This window comes from Arthrobacter bambusae, from assembly GCF_030812595.1.
GTDB classification, from domain to species: Bacteria; Actinomycetota; Actinomycetes; order Actinomycetales; family Micrococcaceae; genus Arthrobacter; species Arthrobacter bambusae_B.
On sequence record NZ_JAUSSZ010000011.1, the window covers coordinates 47,822 to 67,055 of the forward strand.

The window sequence follows — 19,234 nt, forward strand, 5'->3', positions numbered from 1 at the left end:
CGCCCTACTTCTTCGCCGCGACCTTCTTCGCCGGCGACTTGCGGGCCGTAGTGGTCCGCTTGACCGGGCCTTTGGCGCGCTTCTCGGCAAGCAGCTCGATGGCCTGCTCCCGGGTCAGCTCCTCCAAGGATGTGGCGCGCGGAACGGTGATGTTGGTGACGCCGTCGGTGATGTACGGACCGAAACGGCCTTCCTTCACCACGATGTTCTTCTCCGAAACAGGGTCCGGACCGAACTCGGCCAGGGGCGGTACGGCTGCCCGTGCACCACGCTGTTTCGGCTGGGAGTAGATCTCAAGCGCCTGTTCCAGGGTGATGGTGAAGATCTCTTCCTCGGATCCGATGGACCGCGAATCCGTGCCCTTCTTCAAGTAGGGTCCAAAGCGGCCGTTCTGCACCGTGATGGGGTTGCCTTCGGCGTCCTCGCCGAGGACGCGGGGCAAACTCATGAGTTGCAGGGCTTCGTCGAGCGTGATCGAGTCAACGGTCATTGACTTGAACAGCGAGCCTGTGCGCGGCTTGGCCTTGACGGGCTTCTTCGGCGGCTTGGGTTTGCCGTTCTTGTAGTACTCCACGGGCTGGTTGGCCAGTTGCTCTTCGGTCATCTCCGGGATGATCTCGGTGACGTAGGCGCCGTAGCGGCCGTTCTTGGCAACCACAGTGTGGCCGGTGTGCGGGTCCGTCCCCAGGACGCGTTCCTCGGGGGCAGCCGTTTCCATGAGCTCCACGGCCTTGGCCGCAGTGAGCTCGTCCGGCGCCAGGTCCTCGGGGACGTTGGCGCGGGCCGACTCCACCACTTCGCCGGTCTTGGGGTCGACGGTGGGGACCGAACTTTCCAGGTACGGGCCGAACTTGCCAACGCGCAGAGTGATGCCCTCGGCAATCGGCACCGAGTTGATCTCGCGTGCGTCGATTTCACCGAGGTTGTTGACGATACTCAGGAGGCCGGGATCGGCGTCTTCACCGTAGTAGAAGTGCTTGAGCCAAGCGGCGCCAACTGCCTGCCCGTTGGCGATCTTGTCCAGGTCGCCTTCCATGTCGGCCGTGAATTCGTAGTCCACGTAATCGGTGAAGTGCTGCTCCAGCAAGCGGATCACGGAGAAGGCGATCCAGCTGGGAACCAGGGCAGACCCTTGCTTCCGGACGTAGCCGCGGTCCTGGATGGTGGAGATCGTGGACGCGTAGGTGGACGGGCGGCCGATCCCGCGCTTTTCCAACTCCGCGGTGAGCGATGCTTCCGTATACCGCGGCGGCGGGGAGGTCTCATGGCCAACTGCAACAATTTCCGATGCCGTGAGGGAATCGTCCTTGGCCACGTTGGGCAGGCGCCGGGCTTCGTCGGAGTCCTCGTCGCCGCGGCTCTCGTCCTTGCCTTCTTCGTAGGCGGCGAGGAAGCCAGGGAAGGTGATGACTGTGCCCGAGGCCGAGAACTCGGCGTCGCGCCCATCGTTAGCCACCGCGCCGAGGCGGATGGTGGCCGTGGACCCCTTGGCATCGCCCATCTGGGAGGCGATGGTGCGCTTCCAGATGAGTTCGTAGAGGCGGAAAGCGTCGCCGGTCAGTTGGTTGGCCACCTGGGCCGGGGTGCGGAAGGAGTCACCTGCGGGGCGGATGGCTTCGTGTGCTTCCTGCGCGTTTGCCGCTTTGTTCGCGTAGACGCGGGGAGACTGGGGCACGTACTCGGGACCGTACAGCTCAGCAGCCTGGCGGCGGGCAGCTGTGAGGGCCTCGTCGCTCAATGCCGACGAGTCCGTACGCATATAGGTGATGTAGCCGTTTTCGTACAGGCGCTGGGCGATCTGCATGGTGCTCTTGGAGGAGAAGCGCAGCTTGCGCCCGGCCTCCTGCTGGAGGGTCGACGTCGTAAACGGCGCGGCGGGACGGCGGGTGTAGGGCTTGGTGTCCACCGAGCGGACGCGGAAGTCCGCGTTTTCCAGCCCGGCCGCCAACGACGTCGCGAGTTCCTCGTTGAGGTGCACCGCGTTAGCGGAAATGAGGACGCCATCGTCGTTGAAGTCACGGCCGCTGGCCACCTTGGCGCCGTCAACGGCGGCGAGCTTCGCTTTGAAGGTCGCGGAGTCGGTACCGAACTGACCCGTCAGGTCCCAGTACGAGGCTGCTTTGAAGGCCATGCGTTCGCGTTCGCGGTCCACCACCATGCGGGTCACGACCGACTGCACGCGGCCGGCGGACAGGCCACGGGCAACCTTGCGCCACAGCACCGGGGAGATTTCGTAACCGTAGAGGCGGTCCAGGATGCGTCGGGTTTCCTGGGCGTCGACCAAGGCGCTGTCGACGTCGCGCAGGTTGTCCATGGCGCGGTGGATGGCTTCCTTGGTGATTTCGCCGAAGGTCATGCGGTAGACGGGAACCTTGGGTTTCAGGACCTCAAGGAGGTGCCACGCGATGGCCTCGCCCTCGCGGTCCCCATCGGTTGCGAGATAGAGCGCGTCAGCGTCTTTCAGCTGGGCCTTGAGTTCGGCAACCTTTTTCTTCTTGTCCGGCGACACGACGTAGTACGGCTTGAAGTCGTTTTCGATGTCGACGGCGAACTTGCCTACCGAGGTCTTCTTCAGTTCTGCAGGAAGGTCCGAGGGCTGCGGCAGGTCGCGGATGTGGCCGATCGAGGCCTCGACAACGAAGCCTTCGCCCAAGTACTTGGCGATGGTCTTGCTCTTGGCCGGAGACTCCACGATCACGAGTTTCTTGCCGGTTTTTGCCTTGCTGGGCACGGTTCTCCTACAGAAAAATGAATTGCTTGGGCTCGTGCCCATATTGGCCTAGTTCACCATATTTTGCAGAATCGTGCGTTTTCCGCGTGGGTTCCCTGGCCTTGCCTGCGAGGCTAGGGTGGCGGTGGGGACTAGCTTGAGGACGGGGTCCGGTCGTCCGGGATCATTGACCACATCGTAGCGATTCGCACCGCACCTTCGGGAATCTGTGTAGGATCTTCGAGCTCATATGACCTGATGAGGTTTTGGAATTTGGCCTTGAGGTCCGCCCGCTGATCCGGAGTCAAATACAACAGATCGCTGGACAGAACCATGGCGGCTGCCTCGTTCGCGACCTCGCCGCGCTGGCGCCGCTCACCGCGGGCGCGGGTGAAGGCGGTCGCCCGACGCCGGAAGGCGTCCAGTTCGAGCTCGACGACGGCGATCTCCGGGCTCGGAGCGTTGCCTCCGGACTTGATGGTGAAGTCCGAACCTGCGGCCTTCCAACGACGTTCGCGCGCATCGCCCTCGTTGTCAGCAGCAGTCACAATCCCCCATTTCTGGAGGGCCCTCAGGTGGTAGCTCATGGCACTGGGCGTGAGCCCGGTCTGTGCGGCGAGCTCGGTGGCCGTGCGGCTCAGCTGAGTGGAATACAGCTCCGAGATGACCTCAAGCCGGGCGGCGTGGGCAAGCGCACGGATCGCTTTAGGGTCGGTGATCTCCACCGTCTTCCCGGGCCGTTTCCGGCGTTTCGGAGATGCGAGCCCGGTTGATACCCCATTGTCTTCATTCACCGCAACAGTTTATCCGCCGGTGCAGCCCGCAATCGTCCTATGCGTCCGCGTTGTATGCCGCGGGAAGCAGGAAGCCATCGCGGACCAGGTTCCCGACATCGGAGAGCAATCCGGCGCGGAAAGCGTCGTCGTCGAAGTCGTCCCCGCCACCCAGCAGGGCGGCCAAGGCGCCGATCAGCTGGCGCACGGTCAATTCCCCGTCACACGCCGACACGAAACCGGCCAACTCGGTGCTCAACAGATTCGTCCGGCGCAGCCCCGCGCCCTGGCGCAACAAGATGACGCCGGGGTGCTCGGCGCCGGGCCGCTGGTGGCGTTCCTCTGTCACATCCTCGGCCACCAGCAGGTGGGCGTCCGAGAGCTCATGGGTGCCCAGCCAGTCGGCGCGTTCAACCGCCGCCGCAAGGTGCGGACCAATCGGTTGCTCGATAGGGTACGTGATTTCTTCGAAGCGGGTAGGCGCGGCTCCCCCGGTCTGCGTAATTTCGGTCCCTGCGGGCCTCCGCAGCCAGATCATTCCGAAGCCGATGGCCTCCACGTTGCGTGAAGCGAAATCCTCCAGGTAGGCCGCGTAGGCAGCACGGTAAAGTTCACGGTCACGCCCCTCGGAGGCGTCCTGCAGCCAGGTCTCCGCGTACAGTTCGGGACTCACCTGTTCCCTCTGGATAAACCACGCCTCCGTGCCGGAGCCAGCCAGCCACGACGCCGGCCGTTCGCTCCAGGCAGTGCCCGCCGGGATCTCCCAGTTGCCGAGCATCTGCGCCGTGCCGCCGGGCGCCAGGACGTCGGGCAGCGTGCGGACGAGGTTGGCGACGATGTCGTCGCCCGGCAGGCCGCCGTCGCGGTAGGTGAACTGATCCGAAGAAAGCTCGCCGGCGCGCCGCGGGGTAATGACGAACGGCGGGTTGGACACTACCAGATCGAAAGTCTCCCCCGCCACGGGTTCCAGGAGCGAGCCAAGCCGCAAGCTCACCCGGGACTCGAGGTCGGCCGGATCAAGGTGCAGTGCCTCGGCATTGAGCATCAGATTAAAACGGGTGAATGCGAGGGCCCGCCCGGAGATGTCGGTGGCTGTGACGTGCTCGCTGTGGTGCAGGAGGTGGAAAGTCTGGATTCCGCAGCCCGTTCCGAGGTCCAAAGCTCGTTTCGAGTGCCTGCGGATGGTGGTCTGGACAAGCGTTGTGGAGGCCTGCCCGATGCCCAGCACATGGTCGTGCCGGAGCACTCCGGGCTGCTGGTGGGCGGCGAGATCGCTGGCAACCCACAGTTCGGCGCCGCCGCCGTTGTCTGCTCCGGACTCACCTTCCCAGCCGTACGGGCGCAAATCCACTTTGGCGGCGACAGCACCGCCGTCGTTCTTCTCCACCAGGCCAAGCTCCGTTAGGCCCGAGGTGCGGATGCGCGGCAGTGCGGCGTCGATGTCGTCTTCAGTTTGGGGGACAGCGAGAAGCCACAAGCGCACGACGACGGCGAGCGCGGCTTTCGCGCGGTCCGCCGGCGAGCCTCCGGTGAAGGCCGCGGGATCGGTGACGATGAGTGCCGGGATAAGTTGGTCCCGGGCGAGGGCCGCGTGGGCGGACTCTCCCAGGAGGCCGGCCACTCCGTCCACGGTGTAGCCAACGCTTCGCAGGTCGTCGGCGAGCGCTGTGAGCAACTCGGGAAGGTCGCTGCGGGGAGCATCGTGGGAGGCGGGGGTATCCGGGGTGGTCCCCAAGGTGGCGGGCGTCGCGGGATCAGTCACCGTGCAAGTCTATTGGGGCCGGTGGCCGGGCTCTGTTGGGGCCGGTGGCGTGGCTCTGTTGGGGCCGGCGGCCGGCGTCGGCCGGGAGCCGTTCGAGCAGGTAGCGTTGAATCATGGCAGTTCTCCCCTCTACTTGGCGTCGCGCAGCACTTCTGGTCATTGGCGCAGGCACCTTGGCGGTGACGGCGTGTTCCTCAGGGGGGTCCGTCTCAAACGCCGACATCCCCGCGTGGAAGGCGACAACCATGCCCTCGGCGGCCGGGATCGTCGTGGAGGACTCCGGGAAGATCCCGAACCGGGACCACTTGGTCAAGAGCTTCCCCGGCGTCGCAGCGGGAAGCTACGTCTTGACGGTTGCCTGCGACGGCGGTGGCAAGGCATTCTTCGACGTTTCTTCGGCTGGTACGCAAATCACCGAGGCTGGGGCGGCATGCAATGGCAGCCGCGAAACGTCCCGCATCAAGATTCCCTCCACCGGCCCGTTGAGCATCAGCGCAAGCAGTGTGGATGCGCCCGTGATCTACGCATACCAATTGGTGCCGGCGTCGTAACTGGCCTCGTTCGGGATGACCGCCGGGCGTAGAGTCGGGTTATGGGGTGGGCACGCGCCCTGACGGTATTGACGACGCGGTCGGCGATTCCCGCCGTCGTGCTTTGCGGTGTGCTCGCCTCCGGCACAATGTCCTCGTGCGAGTACACCTATGAAGACGGCAGGGCCCCGGTGAGCAGTCCGCCGTCAGCGGTCGTTGTTGAACCGGCGCTGCCCCGCGATCCGCCGTTGAGCCAGACCGTCACGGGCGATGCACTGAAGGCTTGGGCACAGGACGTGCTTCCGGACCTGAACGGGCTGTCGTTCCATAGCAGCTTTGGCCTGTTGTCCGCCGGAAAGCCCCGCGACGAAGAGACAACCCAGCTTCCGGGGGGAACGTATGCGGTGACAATGGCGTGCCGTGGCGGGGCCACCAGCGCGGAATTCACGGTGCGGGAAGGGGGCGAAGTGCGCGTCGAAGTGATGCTGCGGTGCGGCAGCACGCGGGTCAAGGTCCTGCAGCTGAAGACGGACGCCGTACTGGGCATCACGATCACCGCCAATGCCCCGGCGAACTTCGCGTACCGGGTGAGCCGGATCTAACGACCGGACCTAGGCTGCGCAACCCTCCGGACAACGCAACGTTTCCGGGCTCGAGGCACATTCGGTGCAATACAGTGTGAGGTTGCGGCAGCTCAGGTTGGAGCAATTTTCAAACTTGTTGGTGGGCGCCTGGCAGCGGACGCATTGGCCGATCGTCTTGGCGTCTTCACTGAATTCCATATGCATGCGCTTGTCGAAGACGTACAGGGAGCCCTCCCACAGGCCCTGGTCCTTATAGGTTTCGCCGTAGCGGACAATCCCGCCGTCAAGTTGATAGACCTCTTTGAAACCGCGGTTCACCATGAGGCTGGAAAGGACTTCGCAACGTATTCCGCCTGTGCAGTACGTGACCACAGGCTTGTCTTTGAGATCGTCGTATTTTCCCGAGTCGAGTTCCTTGATGAAGTCGTGGGTAGTGGCGACGTCGGGAACAATTGCGTCCTTGAACTTGCCGATCTCGGCTTCGAAGGCGTTCCGACCGTCGAAGAACTTCACGTCCTGCCCGGCCGCCTTCTTTTCCTCCAGGAGTGCGTGGAGCTCTTCGGGCTGGAGGTGGGTGCCGCCACCGACAACGCCGTTCTCATCGACCTTCAGTTCGCCGGGGGCCCCGAAGGACACGATCTCATCGCGAACCTTGACGCTGAGCCTCGGAAAGTCCGCGGCTCCGCCTTCGGACCACTTGAAGTCGATCCCGTGGAAACCCCGGTATTCCTTGGTGGTCTTCACATACTGCTTGACGTTGTTCAGTTCCCCGCCGACGGTGGCATTGATGCCGTCTTTGGAAATGAGGATGCGCCCGGTCAGGCCGAGCTTCTCGCACAGGGCGCGTTGCCACAGCCGGACGGCGTCCGGGTCAGCGATCGGGGTAAAGCCATAGAAAAGCACAATTCTGTTCAAAGCCACGTGTTTAAGGGTACTTGGTGGCCCCAAACCCGTGTGTCGAGCTATGGTGCGGTTGACCAAAGTGTTAATGGAGCTGTTACTGACCGGCCCTGTTGATTCCCGAACCGCTAGCATAGTCTCTCTACATGAGCCACGACGCCTTGGTTGAAGACATCGCTGAGCTGCTCGACGTCTGGGTGGCTGGCTGGTCCGGGTCCCGGAATTACGAAACGCGCAAGGAAGGCCGATTCCCGGCAGCTTTGCGCGCGGACAAAACCGGCGACTGGGAATACTTTGCGCATGACCCCTCGGATGCCGAGTTCGCCGAACTGGCGGCCAAGACCGCCCAGGCGGACAGCCGCATCCTGACGATCCTCACGAACGACGCTGGGCGCTATACCCAGCTGGCTCGGGAGAACCAGCTGAACATCACTTCGGATTCCCAGACCATGATGATCGTGGACATGGGGACTCAGGATGCCGAAGACCCTTGGCTCTCTGATGACGACCTCAAGCTCTCCACTTCCGAAAGCAACGGCGTCCACTATGCGGTGGTCCATGCCGGCGAAGAGGTGGCAGCCAGCGGTCAGGTGTTCGTGGTCCGGCAGACGGCGGTGTTCGACAAGATCGTCACCGAACCCAACTACCAGCGCCGCGGACTTGGCAGTTTCGTCATGAAAGCCCTCGCCGCCCAGGCATTTCAACACGACGTCGACAGCGGCCTCCTTCTGGCTTCCTTGGACGGACAGCATCTTTACTCGCACCTTGGCTGGAAGCACGTCTGCCAGGTACTCATGATGTCCACCAAGCCGGTCGACGAGACCGACCTGTCTGTGGCCTAGCCAGCCGTCCTGTGGCGTAGCCGACTTCGGTCCGCTTCAGGACCGCGGCGGCGCCGGCAACCGTCGTTTTCCGGCGCAATGGCAGAATGTTCAGGTGGACGCAACTGAATCGATGATCTCCCTTCTGGGCAGGAGCCCGGACCCGGAGCAGTTGCGACATGTCCGCACGATTCCGGCGCGCCAGGCCGTCCATGAAGCATGGCCTGGCTGGGCTCATCCCGATGTGGTTGCCGCCTACGGGTCCTTGGGCATCCATGAACCTTACCGGCACCAGATCGAAGCAGCCGAACTCGCCCACTCGGGCCAAAACGTCGTTATTGCCACGGGGACCGCCTCGGGCAAGTCGCTTGCCTATCAGCTGCCTGCCCTCGACGCGATCCATCGTTCCGAGTTGCGGGTGTTGTCCGAGCCGGGCAAGATCCACGACGACGGCGCCGTCACCCTGTATCTCTCTCCCACCAAAGCACTTGCAGCCGATCAGCTGGCAGCGATCCGCGGGCTCAGGCTCCCTACGGTTCGGGCGGAAACGTACGACGGCGATACGGACCAGTCCCAGCGCCGCTGGATCCGCGATCATGCCAACTTCATCCTCGCCAACCCCGACATGCTGCACTTCGGGATCCTGCCCAACCACACGTGGTGGGCCCGTTTCTTCCGCAGGCTGCGATACGTCATCGTGGACGAAGCGCACAGCTACCGTGGGGTCTTCGGGTCCCACGTCGCCAACCTCATGCGCAGGCTCCGGCGAATCTGCGCCTACTACGGTGCTGGCACCTCCTTTCCTGAACCGGTGTTCATTGCGGCGTCCGCGACAGCTTCAGACCCCGGCACGTCCTTTGCCCGGCTCATCGGCACTCCCGTCCGCGAAGTTTCCGAGGACTGTTCACCGCATGGCTCCACCACGGTGGCCTTTTGGGAGCCTGCCCTGACCGAGCTGAAGGGCGAAAACGGGGCGAAATCCCGCAGGACCGCCGTGGCTGAGACCGCGGACTTGCTGGCAAATCTGGTGTCCTCCCGGGTGCGGACCATCGCCTTCATCAAATCCCGGCGCGGCGCGGAAACAATTTCATCCATTACCAAACGACTCCTCGACGAGGTGGACCCTAGCCTGCCCCGGAGGGTTGCCGCGTACCGCTCCGGCTACCTTCCAGAGGAGAGACGGGCTTTGGAAAAAGCCTTGCGCTCCGGTGAGCTGCTTGGCGTCTCCAGCACGTCCGCGTTGGAATTGGGCATTGACATTTCCGGGCTCGACGCCGTGCTGGTAGCCGGCTGGCCCGGTACGAGGGCGTCCCTGTTCCAGCAGATCGGGCGGGCCGGCCGTGCGGGCCAAAACGCCATTGCCGCATTCATTGCCAGCGACGATCCCTTGGACACGTACCTCGTGAACCATCCGGAGGCGATCTTTGATGTGTCTGTCGAAGCCACCGTCTTCGATCCAGGAAACCCTTACGTGCTGGGCCCACACCTGTGCGCGGCGGCGGCCGAACTCCCCATCGGTGTGGCCGAGCTTGGCATGTTCGGGCCAACGTCCGAGTCGCTGCTGAATCAGCTGGTGGAACAGGGGTACCTGAGGAAACGGCCCGCGGGCTGGTTCTGGACCCACCCCGAGAGCGCCGCGGCCATGGTGAACCTCCGCGCGGACGGCGGCGGCCCCGTAAGCATCGTGGACTCCGACACCGGCTCCCTTTTGGGCACCATGGACTCGCCACAGACGCATTACCAGGCGCATGCAGGTGCGATCTATGTGCACCAAGGGGACAGTTACCTGGTCGAGGAACTGAACGAAGAGGACCATTGCGTGGTGGTTCGTCGAACCAACCCGGACTACTACACCACAGCACGGGACGTGACCCAGATCGAGGTGCTGCAGACGCTCCGGACGATGGAATGGGGGGATATCGCTGTCCACTTCGGCGAAGTGAAGGTAACAACACAGGTGGTCTCCTTCCAACGTAAGGCACTGATTTCCAATGAGGTCTTGGGCGAAGAACCGTTGGAACTCGGGGCCAGGGATCTCTTCACCAAGGCGGTGTGGTTTGTGGTCCACAACCGTTCACTGACTGCCGCGGGCCTTGTCGAGGCACAGTTTCCGGGTGCGCTCCACGCCGCTGAGCACGCCGCCATCGGGCTTCTCCCGCTGGTCGCTTCAAGTGACCGTTGGGATATCGGCGGTGTCTCAACAGCGCTCCACGCCGACACCGGAGTTCCTACGATCTTTGTCTACGACGGCCATCCAGGCGGCGCGGGATTTGCCGAGCGCGGCTTCGAAAAAGCCAAAGTCTGGTTGACCGCCACAAGAGACGCCATCGAAGCATGCGAGTGTGACACCGGATGCCCTTCCTGCGTTCAGTCCCCCAAATGCGGCAACAAGAACAATCCCCTGGACAAGGACGCCGCCGTCACGCTGATCAACGTGCTCCTACGGGACGCGTCCTAAGGCGGCGGCCCAGCTCGAGAGCGGCCGCCCGCTGTCCCGAAGAATGCACCGCGGACCAGTTCAGTGCGGATCTCCACGATCCCGCCTCCAAGCACTGTGCAGGCCGACAAGGAAGCTCCGTGCCGCGCGGCCGTTTCGCTCGCGACCAGGCAAGGATCCCCCGCTGTCAGGCCGCGTGCCGCGTCGGCTCCTGCGAGCGCTGCGAGGTCGGCAGCAGATGCTGCGCGGTGGGCCATCGCCATGGCCCGGGCCAACGTGAGTGCCGCCACCATGCAGACCATGACAACAAGGGCCAGGGCAATGGCCAGGATGGTTCCCGACCCGTGTTCCGCCTCGCGACAGTGCGCACCGGCGCGGGCACTGCCCGCCCTCACGCCGCAACCTCTTCCATAGCGGCTTGGGGCCCTGCAACCTGCACAGCACCTCTGAAATCCACAGCGCCTTTCCGGACCGCGAGCCCTGGAACAGTGGCGGCGGACGGCTGCGGGGCCTCACCCCTTGCCGATGCCGTCGCCGAGAGACTCCACGGGATGAGGGAGCCCAACGGGCCGGCGACCCGTGCAGAGACTGTGACCTTGATCCATTCGCCGTCGGCGGCAACCACAGTCGAGGCCGTATCTCCAGCCAATTTTCGAACGATTCCGTCCACGGTTGCGTGGCCATCTCCCCTGGCGAGGGCCCTGGCTCCTGCCCTGGCTGCCTCTTCCAAGCGAAGTTGCGTAATTCCCGCGGCCGATCCTGCCAGAAGCAAGGCCAGAAGAAGCAGGACAGCGGGAAGTGCCACAGCGAATTCCGCAGTGACGGCACCGTTGGCCCTTTCGGGGAAAACACCTCGCCGCCGGCGCCTCCGCGGGGTGTGGAGCTTCTCCGCCGGTGGACGCACCGAACTCTCGGCGCCGAGGTTTGCACCGTGCCGTGTCATGGCAGGGAAAGCGCGCTGCGAATGAGGTTGAGGAGGAAGCCACGAACTTCCTCGCTGCGAAGGATGACCACAAGAAGTCCGGCGAAGCCCACCGCCGCCAGCGTGGCGATTGCATACTCCGCCGTGGCCATTCCAAGCTCGGACCCCATGAGCCGCTTCTTCGACCTTTTCGGAGAGGAAGAATCGTCACTGGAACCCGCACGGCTTGTTGCAGCGTTGGAATTCAACTTGGTTGCACGCCGAACGGCCTTGCTTCCCGGCGGGACCGGGAACAATTCCCGGATCTCGGCTTCCAGCCTGGGAGGGGCTGCCTGGGCGAGGGCCAGGGCGGTCTGGACCGTATCGGCGGTTGCTTTCATTTCCGTTCCTTTCTGCGGGGCCGGCTTGGCTGCCGGACATACTTCGACTCTTCCGTCGGTACCGGGGCTTCAAAAGTCCCGAAGTCTCCTAAGTGGAAAACTCGCGCCTGACCGTTTGTGTGGAGGGAAACTGGCTTGAGCGGGATACCTCAAGCGCCGGCTCGGTCCGGGCCGCCGGCTATCCACCGGACGGAAGCATTGCCAACAGCACCGGGACGACACCGAGACAAATGAAGGCAGGCAGGGAACACAGGCCCAGCGGGATCACAAGCTTCACTCCGAGCGCGGCGGCGCGCTTTTCTGCCGCCCTGAACTGTTCACGCCGGAGGCGTGCTGCCTGGGCATAAAGGATGGCCGAGGATGGCGCTCCTGTCAGGGCCGCGAACGCGAGCGCGTCCTTGAGTTTGAGCGCTTCGGCGCTGTGCCGTCCCGAACTCCGCCACGCAGTCTCCCAATCCGTTCCGATGTCGAGCGCAGCGACCACCCTGCCCAGGGGGCGGCTGAGCTGCGGGGATGCGCACCCGGCGATCAACTCGAGGGACCGTCCCAGTCCCGCCCCTGAATCGAGCATGGCAGCCACAAGTTCAAGGATCATGGGCACGTTGCGTAAGCCGTCCTGGCCCTGAAGATCCGGGAGAGCGCCCCCTGCCTCGCCCGGGTGGGCCTTCTTCAGCGGGCCGTTGCTCGCGGGGGAGCCCCGATGCATTCGCAGGGCTGTACGCCGCCGGGCCCTCCCCTGATGCGCAAGCCCGAGAATTGCTGCGAAGATCAACGCCAGGGACGCTGCGATGGCTGGGAAAGTCGGGCCCATCAGTCAACGCCCGCGGCGGCATGTACCAAACGGGATGACCAGAGTCTGCCGGTGACGGTCAGGACTCCCCCAGCTGTGAGCGCTGCCAATCCGAGCCCATTGGCCAACAGGACCCCCACCGGGTCCACTCCAAGCATCATGCCCAGCCCCAGGCCGAACACCGGCAACCACGTCAGGAGGCGCGCTGTGGCTTTGGGTCCGGCCAATGCAGTCTGCCGAGCATCACCGGCGTCGTCCTCGGCCTCAAGCTGGGCGGCGAATCGTGTGAGCACGTCGGCCAACGGACAACCAGTCGCCTCCGCAACGTCCAAACAGGAGGCAAGTTCTCCCCAGACTCTGCGCTCCACGGGATTCCCGGATTTAGGATCCATTGCTGACGACGCTCTGATGGCCTCGGCGACCGAGGCACCGAGCATCGAGGCCGCCCGTGCTGCAGCGAGAACCTGAAAAGACCCGGAGGACAGCTTGGGCAATCCCGAAGCCTTCCCCCGCGCATGAAGGATCTCCGGGTTGCCCGCATCAACGCACTGATCCCTGCCCTCATGAACCATCCAGAGTTCCTCCCAGACCCTCGACGTAGAACGGCCTCCCCGGAGGAGCGCGGCCAACTGCTGTACGAGTACCGCGAGCGGCAATGCGTCCGCGCGGGAGTGTCTCAGGTGCACGCGCGTCACACGCCCCGCCGAGCGAGCACAAGGCAGAGCGCGCACTACCCGTTTGCCAAGTCGCCGGGAGGGCTGGAAGATCACCCATGCAGCAGCCGCCAGGGCGAGCATCAGGAGGCCGCTCACTCGACCACTCCGGAGCGACCTGCGCGGAGACTCGAGCCTTGGAGCCCGGGCAGAAGTCCAGGGTCCACCGCGATGCGGGCTGTGAGGTACTCCCACGCGGGACCGGCCACAGCGGTACCGGCCCGCAGTTCCACAGCAGGCACGATCGACTGGGCATTTCCGTCCTCCGCCAACATTCCAATACAGGAAACCCTTCTGCCGGCAGGCGTCCGCTCGACGTGGACCACTGCGTCCAAGGCCGTTGAAAGCTGGAGCTGAACGGCTTCGCGGCTCAAGCCTGCGAGCGCGCCCAAGGCCACGAGCCTGGCGGGGACTGCGGAGGCCGCGTTTGCGTGGATGGTGCCACCGCCGCCGGTATGCCCGGTGTTGAGTGCCGTCAACAGCTCGCGGACTTCGGTACCACGGCACTCGCCCACGATCAACCGGTCCGGCCGCATCCTCAGCGCCTGCCGAACGAGTTCACCGAGGCCGACTGCGCCGCCGCCTTCCAGGTTTCCGTGCCTGGCTTCAAGCGAAACCACATGCGGGTGGACGGGGTTCAGCTCCGAAGCGTCTTCAATCAGGACAAGCCGATCATGGGGGCTGCTCAAGCCGAGCATCGTGGAGAGCAGTGTGGTCTTCCCGGAACCGGTGGCCCCGCTGATCAGGAAGCTCAGCCTGCGGTCAACCACGGCCTGCAGCACCTGCTGGACGGATGCTCCAAACATCCCTCCCGCACGGAGCTCGTCCATGGAGAACACCTCCTCGCGCCTAATCCGAATGGACAACAAGGTTCCGCGGGTGGAAATCGGAGGTAGCACCGCGTGCACCCGGTATCCACCGTCGAGACGCACATCGACGCACGGCGAACCGTCGTCCAAACGACGCCCACCGGCCGCCACGAGCCGGGAGGCCAAGGCACGGATCTGAGCTTCGCCGTCGAGGTGCAACTGGGCCCGTTCCAGTCCTTTACCGCGGTCGAACCACACCGAGTCCGGGCCATTCACGAAGATGTCCGTTACGGCAGGATCGCGTGCAAGCTGTTGGAGAGGTCCAAGTCCGCTCAGTTCGGCGCTGATCGATTCGACGGCGGCAAGCGCCCCTGCGGTTCCGAGCAGCCTGCCCGTGGCATGGACAGCCGCGGCTACGCGTGATGGAGTGACCGGTCCGGCGTCGGCCATGACGGTTTCCCGGACGGTTTCAAGGAGCGCGGCGTCCAAGTGCCGGTTATTCCGTCGACGCTCGCCGCTTGGGAATACAGGGGAACTCATACTGCTCCGTCGTCGAGTAGTTGAAGGACGGATTCCGCAAAGCGACGCACGGGCTTGCGCTTGCCGAATTCCAGAAGGCGTCCAAGCTCAGCAGCTCCTGCAGTCCCGCGGAGTTCGGGGAGCACGCCGTGAAGCGGCAGTCCGAGCGATTCTGCTATGAGGGGTCCGTCCAGGGCCGAACTCGCATTTCCGCGTATTACCAGTGCCGTGTCAACGGGCGGCAGCTCCTGGAGAAGCCTGGCCGCGGCTACTGCTGCGCGGAGTTGGGCCGGTGCCACAAGAAGGATCCTGTCGCAGTCCCAAGCGAAGGTGCCCAGCGATTCCGTTCCGCGGCCGATATCGACAATGACCAGCTCGAACCCCCGTCTCGCCGCATCCAGGACAGCCGCGACGGCCCCGGGTTCCACGTCCGGGGAACGGTCGCGGTTTCCCGGCCAGGACAAGAAGGAGAAACCTCCGGCTATGGGCAGTGACTCGCTTAGCTGCCCGGTGCCGATGCTGCCGCTGGCGCCTGCAAGGTCGGGCCAGCGCAGTCCTGGCGCATCTTCAGCGGCCAGGCAGAGTTCAAGGCCCCCTCCCCTGGGATCGCCATCAACAAGCAGCGTCCGGACTCCGTGGACCGCCGCGTCCTGCGCCAGCCAGACCGCAGCGGTCGACGCGCCCGCACCACCGCATCCGCCTGTCACCCCGAGGACCAGCCCTCCGGGGTCCGGGTCACGGGACCTCCCGAGGTGCTCCGCCAGCCAGGCCGCAGCTTCGGGCAAGACGGCAACGCGTTCGGCCCCCAAAGCCGCTCCCAGTTGCCATACGGAGCCGCTTTCACTGTTGAGCCCCAGTAAGACGGACGGTGCACGACGGCGGGGCGGGAGTTCGCGGACATCGCTGCCAAGAAGCACCATCCCCGCGTTGTCCCACAAGGACAAAGCGGCCGATAAATCAACGGCTGTCCGGAGATTGGCACCGACAGCGGCTGCGATCCTCTCTGTTTCAGCTTGTAGCGGGGTGTTTCCTGTCACGAGAAGGACGTCGCCGGAGGTGCCAGGAAGCCACCGTTCGCGAGACACCGGGTCTGGTTCCGGTCCGGACCTGGGGCCGGACTCTGCGGATGGAGGCCGGCCGCGCTGAAACACCGACGAGCCGCGCCCAGCGCGACGCCCGGCCCGCGCTCCTACGCCGTTGGCCGCTCCCGCCTCGGCACGGGCCGCCATATCGCCACCCGCCCCGGTATCGGCACGCGCTCCGGTACCGGCACCCGCCCCCGCATCGGCACCCGCCGGGAAGCCATTGCGTTTTTCGTTCGGGCCGACCCCGCCTGCACCGCTGCTGCCGATCCGTTCGAGATGTTGCCCGCTCATGAAGCCACTCTCTCCGTTCCACCGTGGGCATTGAAGTGCCGTATCGACGTATGTGGACAAACGACCGCGACAACCTCTGTGGAGGACGAGTACGCATCGCGGACGGCACCTGTCCTCGAGGTGCAAGGTTCCACGGAATCACAGGGCAGAATTGTCAGCATGTACCTGCTGCTCGCCGCCCATCCAGACGGCGCAGCTATTCAGGAAAGCAACGCGTCCGGAGCTGCCCTGGCTGAGCCGCGGGTCGTACGAAAGGCCGATCTCGCCGGCGTCGTGAGCGCGTTGGAGAAGGGCCGTCCGCGCTGGGTCTGGAACCGGACTCAGGATTGGTACCCGGCATTGCTCCAGGCCGGGGTGGAACTGGAACGGTGCCATGACCTCACGCTCTGCCGCGCCATCCTGATCCACTCCGAGTTCACGGCTCATACCGACTATGCCCGCAGCGCCGAAAAGCTCACGCAAGACGAGGAAATGCCTGTTCCACCGCGGATCCTCCAGCCTCCCCCGCCGCCCGCGCCTGCGCATGCCGGGCAGGATGCGCTGTTCGACGACCTGGTCCGGCACAGCATCCAGCCTGGGCTGAACGAGATCCGGGCCGAGTTCGCGGCCCAGCAGCACGCGCTCGGCCAGGCCTCCACGGAGGAAGGACGGCACCACCGCCTGAAACTGCTGCTGGCTGCAGAATCGGCCGGCGCCCTGATCGCCGCCGAAATGCAGTTCACGGGCGTGCCGTGGCAGGAGACCTTGCACGAAGAAATCCTCGAAGGCCATCTGGGTCCCCGGCCTCCAGCCGGCCAGCGGCCAGCCAGGCTGGAGGCTCTCTGCAACGAGCTTCGCGGGATTCTCCAGTCTCCGAAGCTCAATCCGGATTCACCGCAGGACCTCATGCGGGCCCTGCACCGGAATGGCATTGAAGTGAAAACCACCCGCCAGTGGGAACTCAAGGAATCGAAGCATCCGGCCATCGAGCCGCTGCTGGAATACAAGAAGCTCTCGCGCCTGTTCGCCGCCAATGGTTGGTCCTGGCTGGACGCGTGGGTGAGCGACGGGAGGTTCCGTCCCGAGTATGTGGTGGGGGGCGTGGTTTCCGGGCGTTGGGCGTCCAGGGGAGGCGGCGCGTTGCAGATCCCTCGCCAGATCCGGGGCGCGGTGCACGCCGACCCGGGGCACAAACTGATCGTTGCGGACGCCTCCCAACTAGAACCCAGGGTTCTCGTGGCGCTGGCACAGGACTCGAAGATGGCCGAGGCTGCGCGCGACAAGGATTTGTACGCGGGCATCGCCGCGCAAGGCTTCGGTGGCGACCGCTCAAAGGCCAAAATCGCCCTGCTCGGCGCAATTTACGGCGCGACCACGGGCGAATCCGGGCGCCTCATGCCTCAGCTCACCCGCACTTATCCCCGCGCAGTCGGCTTCGTCGAACAGGCAGCCCGCGACGGCGAAGGCGGCCGTAGCGTGACTTCAAGGTTGGGCCGCAGCAGCCCTCCGCCGTCGGAACGCTGGGTCCGCAGCCAGCAATCCACGACGGCGGAAGAACAGCGGCGTGCGGACAGCATCGCGCGCTCGCGGGGCCGTTTCACGCGGAACTTCGTGGTGCAAGGTTCCGCGGCGGATTGGGCGTCGTGCTGGCTTGCCGAACTTCGACGCCGGCTGCGCACCGCACGTGCCGACGGCCTGCCCTCAGGGGAACTCGTGTTCTTCCTGCACGACGAAGTGATGGTCCACGCCCCTACCGAGTCGGTAGAAGCGTGCATCAATGCCATCGAAGAGGCCGCAGCCGCTGCGAAGGAATTGCTGTTCGGGCGCGTTCCGGTCGAATTTCCGGTGAGTGTCGCCGTCGTCGATTCCTACGACAAAGCGAAGTAATTGGCGCTATTGCCCCGGGGACAACAGCAGAGGACGATTACCCCGTGGGACACACAGGCCACGCACCGCTGGCCGCATACATCGCCTTCCAACTGACGGAGTTGGAAGGACAGTTGCCGCTGATCGCAACGGCCGATCCGGAGGCTGTACACAACGCAAGGCTTGCCCTTCGCAGGCTCCGCTCAGTCCTCAGCTGCTACCGGGGCATGATCCCGAGACTCCCCCGGCAGGCCCGCGAGGAAGTCGACTGGCTCGCGACTTCGCTCGGCGAGTCCAGGGATGCCTACGTCCTGGCACAGAGGATACGGCTATCGCTCGACACCAATGATTCCTGGAAAAGCCCCGAGGCCGTGCACGCGGCCGTGGAGGAACTGGAAGCTTCCAGCGCCCGGCTGGCGGCTGCCCTGGGCGGGCACAAGCGCAGCAAGCGCACGGTGCGGGCCGCGAGGGCCGCACTGTTGGAAGTCCCTGCCGGCACGAAATACCAGCCCCCGACGGCGGACCTTGCGGAGCGCCTGCAGGCACGGTGGGAGCGGTTGCAGCACAGCCTCGGGGAGCAGGCGGGCACCAGCGACCCGGAGGTGCGCAACGCGGCGTTCCACCAGGCGCGCAAGGACGTCAAGTGCCTCCGTTATTCGGTGGAGGCTATAGCGGATGCCTTCAGCCATCACGCTTTCGGGGTGATCCAGCCGGCGATCGGCCTGCAACGGGTGTTGGGCGAGCAGCACGACGCCGTGGTGGCGACCGAATGGATCAGGGAACTGGCAGATAACCCGGGCATTGACTCCGACGATGCCCGAATCCTGGAATCGATGGAGGTCCGGAGGCGCCTCAACGCCGAGGAAGAGTTCAGGATGGCGATCGCCGAATACCCGGTCCCGGCGCCGAGGCGCGCGTTGATCTTTTGAGGCGCGGAACCCTAACGGCGGGAAGGCCCGAAAGCGAGTCATATGGCGGAAACGAACCCGGCATGACCCGGGCAGGTCATGTACCCCAAAGTAACTTCAACTCTGCCGTTCCTTCTGGATAGTCTCGCCATATGGTGTTCGAGGTGAGGAACGCCACAGTGCGCAGACGCACTCGCTGCAAGTCACTAAGCAAGTCACTAAGCAAGGCCGTATTCAAGGGGGAACAGCAACGATGGCTGGACGATTCGAAATTCTCAAAGACAGCGAAGAGGGCTACCGGTTTCGGTTGACGGCAGCCGATGGAACCCTGGTGGCGGAATCACCGCGGTTCAAACACCTGAAAGCGGTAGTTGCCGGCATCAACGCCGTACGCGAAAACGCCGCCACGGGAATCGTCGTGGACAACTCAAAAACAGCCCGGCGCGCCGCATAGC

General features: G+C 64.6%; 18 protein-coding genes. 7 read left to right on the forward strand and 11 right to left on the reverse strand.

Annotated elements, in window-relative coordinates; translation table 11 throughout:
* Window positions 1-4: 4 nt before the first annotated feature.
* The 3 genes from topA to J2S96_RS15045 all read right to left on the reverse strand — a co-directional run bounded on the left by topA (window position 5) and on the right by J2S96_RS15045 (window position 5,245).
* Window positions 5-2,731, reverse strand: a complete 2,727-nt coding sequence (gene topA, locus J2S96_RS15035) for a type I DNA topoisomerase (RefSeq protein ID WP_306865153.1) — start codon at window positions 2,729-2,731, stop codon at window positions 5-7.
* Between the two features lie 131 nt (window positions 2,732-2,862).
* Window positions 2,863-3,504, reverse strand: a complete 642-nt coding sequence (locus J2S96_RS15040; RefSeq protein ID WP_306865156.1) for an ArsR/SmtB family transcription factor — start codon at window positions 3,502-3,504, stop codon at window positions 2,863-2,865.
* A gap of 37 nt (window positions 3,505-3,541) precedes the next feature.
* Window positions 3,542-5,245, reverse strand: coding sequence for a DUF7059 domain-containing protein (locus J2S96_RS15045; RefSeq protein WP_306865159.1), 1,704 nt, complete (start codon window positions 5,243-5,245; stop codon window positions 3,542-3,544).
* A 113-nt stretch (window positions 5,246-5,358) separates the two neighbouring features.
* Between J2S96_RS15045 and J2S96_RS15050 the strand changes: the two genes are divergently transcribed.
* Together J2S96_RS15050 and J2S96_RS15055 are read left to right on the forward strand one after the other, a co-directional pair.
* Window positions 5,359-5,796, forward strand: coding sequence for a hypothetical protein (locus J2S96_RS15050; RefSeq protein WP_306865162.1), 438 nt, complete (start codon window positions 5,359-5,361; stop codon window positions 5,794-5,796).
* Window positions 5,797-5,837: 41 nt separating this feature from the next.
* Window positions 5,838-6,377 carry a hypothetical protein gene (locus tag J2S96_RS15055; RefSeq protein WP_306865165.1) on the forward strand — a complete coding sequence of 180 codons (540 nt, stop codon included), beginning with the start codon at window positions 5,838-5,840 and terminating at the stop codon, window positions 6,375-6,377.
* Between the two features lie 9 nt (window positions 6,378-6,386).
* Here the strand turns inward: J2S96_RS15055 and trhO are convergent, their stop codons facing one another.
* Window positions 6,387-7,280 carry an oxygen-dependent tRNA uridine(34) hydroxylase TrhO gene (trhO, locus tag J2S96_RS15060; protein WP_306865168.1) on the reverse strand — a complete coding sequence of 298 codons (894 nt, stop codon included), beginning with the start codon at window positions 7,278-7,280 and terminating at the stop codon, window positions 6,387-6,389.
* 125 nt (window positions 7,281-7,405) lie between these two features.
* Here trhO and J2S96_RS15065 point away from each other — a divergent pair, with 125 nt between their 5' ends.
* Both J2S96_RS15065 and J2S96_RS15070 read left to right on the forward strand, forming a co-directional pair.
* Window positions 7,406-8,101, forward strand: coding sequence for a GNAT family N-acetyltransferase (locus J2S96_RS15065; protein ID WP_306865171.1), 696 nt, complete (start codon window positions 7,406-7,408; stop codon window positions 8,099-8,101).
* A gap of 112 nt (window positions 8,102-8,213) precedes the next feature.
* Window positions 8,214-10,538 carry a DEAD/DEAH box helicase gene (locus J2S96_RS15070; protein WP_370873132.1) on the forward strand — a complete coding sequence of 775 codons (2,325 nt, stop codon included), beginning with the start codon at window positions 8,214-8,216 and terminating at the stop codon, window positions 10,536-10,538.
* Here J2S96_RS15070 and J2S96_RS15075 read toward each other — a convergent pair.
* The 7 genes from J2S96_RS15075 to ssd all read right to left on the reverse strand — a co-directional run bounded on the left by J2S96_RS15075 (window position 10,535) and on the right by ssd (window position 16,026).
* Window positions 10,535-10,912 (reverse strand): Rv3654c family TadE-like protein, encoded by a 378-nt coding sequence (locus J2S96_RS15075; protein ID WP_306865175.1) that lies wholly within the window; start codon window positions 10,910-10,912, stop codon window positions 10,535-10,537. The genes J2S96_RS15070 and J2S96_RS15075 overlap by 4 nt on opposite strands.
* On the reverse strand, window positions 10,909-11,460 hold the full coding sequence (locus J2S96_RS15080) for a TadE family type IV pilus minor pilin (protein WP_306865177.1): 552 nt from the start codon (window positions 11,458-11,460) through the stop codon (window positions 10,909-10,911). The genes J2S96_RS15075 and J2S96_RS15080 overlap by 4 nt, the downstream gene beginning before the upstream one ends.
* On the reverse strand, window positions 11,457-11,819 hold the full coding sequence (locus J2S96_RS15085) for a DUF4244 domain-containing protein (RefSeq protein ID WP_306865179.1): 363 nt from the start codon (window positions 11,817-11,819) through the stop codon (window positions 11,457-11,459). The genes J2S96_RS15080 and J2S96_RS15085 overlap by 4 nt, the downstream gene beginning before the upstream one ends.
* Window positions 11,820-11,997: 178 nt before the next feature.
* Entirely contained in the window at window positions 11,998-12,630 is a 633-nt protein-coding gene (locus tag J2S96_RS15090; RefSeq protein WP_306865185.1) for a type II secretion system F family protein, read from the reverse strand.
* Window positions 12,630-13,421 carry a type II secretion system F family protein gene (locus tag J2S96_RS15095; protein WP_306865188.1) on the reverse strand — a complete coding sequence of 264 codons (792 nt, stop codon included), beginning with the start codon at window positions 13,419-13,421 and terminating at the stop codon, window positions 12,630-12,632. Before J2S96_RS15095 ends, J2S96_RS15090 begins: the two co-directional genes overlap by 1 nt.
* Window positions 13,418-14,671 (reverse strand): TadA family conjugal transfer-associated ATPase, encoded by a 1,254-nt coding sequence (locus tag J2S96_RS15100; protein WP_306865191.1) that lies wholly within the window; start codon window positions 14,669-14,671, stop codon window positions 13,418-13,420. Before J2S96_RS15100 ends, J2S96_RS15095 begins: the two co-directional genes overlap by 4 nt.
* Window positions 14,668-16,026, reverse strand: coding sequence for a septum site-determining protein Ssd (gene ssd / locus J2S96_RS15105; protein ID WP_306865193.1), 1,359 nt, complete (start codon window positions 16,024-16,026; stop codon window positions 14,668-14,670). The genes J2S96_RS15100 and ssd overlap by 4 nt, the downstream gene beginning before the upstream one ends.
* A gap of 159 nt (window positions 16,027-16,185) precedes the next feature.
* Here ssd and J2S96_RS15110 point away from each other — a divergent pair, with 159 nt between their 5' ends.
* The 3 genes from J2S96_RS15110 to J2S96_RS15120 all read left to right on the forward strand — a co-directional run bounded on the left by J2S96_RS15110 (window position 16,186) and on the right by J2S96_RS15120 (window position 19,233).
* On the forward strand, window positions 16,186-17,892 hold the full coding sequence (locus J2S96_RS15110; protein ID WP_306865196.1) for a bifunctional 3'-5' exonuclease/DNA polymerase: 1,707 nt from the start codon (window positions 16,186-16,188) through the stop codon (window positions 17,890-17,892).
* Window positions 17,893-17,936: 44 nt separating this feature from the next.
* Window positions 17,937-18,800, forward strand: a complete 864-nt coding sequence (locus J2S96_RS15115) for a CHAD domain-containing protein (protein WP_306865199.1) — start codon at window positions 17,937-17,939, stop codon at window positions 18,798-18,800.
* Between the two features lie 232 nt (window positions 18,801-19,032).
* Entirely contained in the window at window positions 19,033-19,233 is a 201-nt protein-coding gene (locus J2S96_RS15120) for a YegP family protein (RefSeq protein WP_306865202.1), read from the forward strand.
* Window position 19,234: the final 1 nt, after the last annotated feature.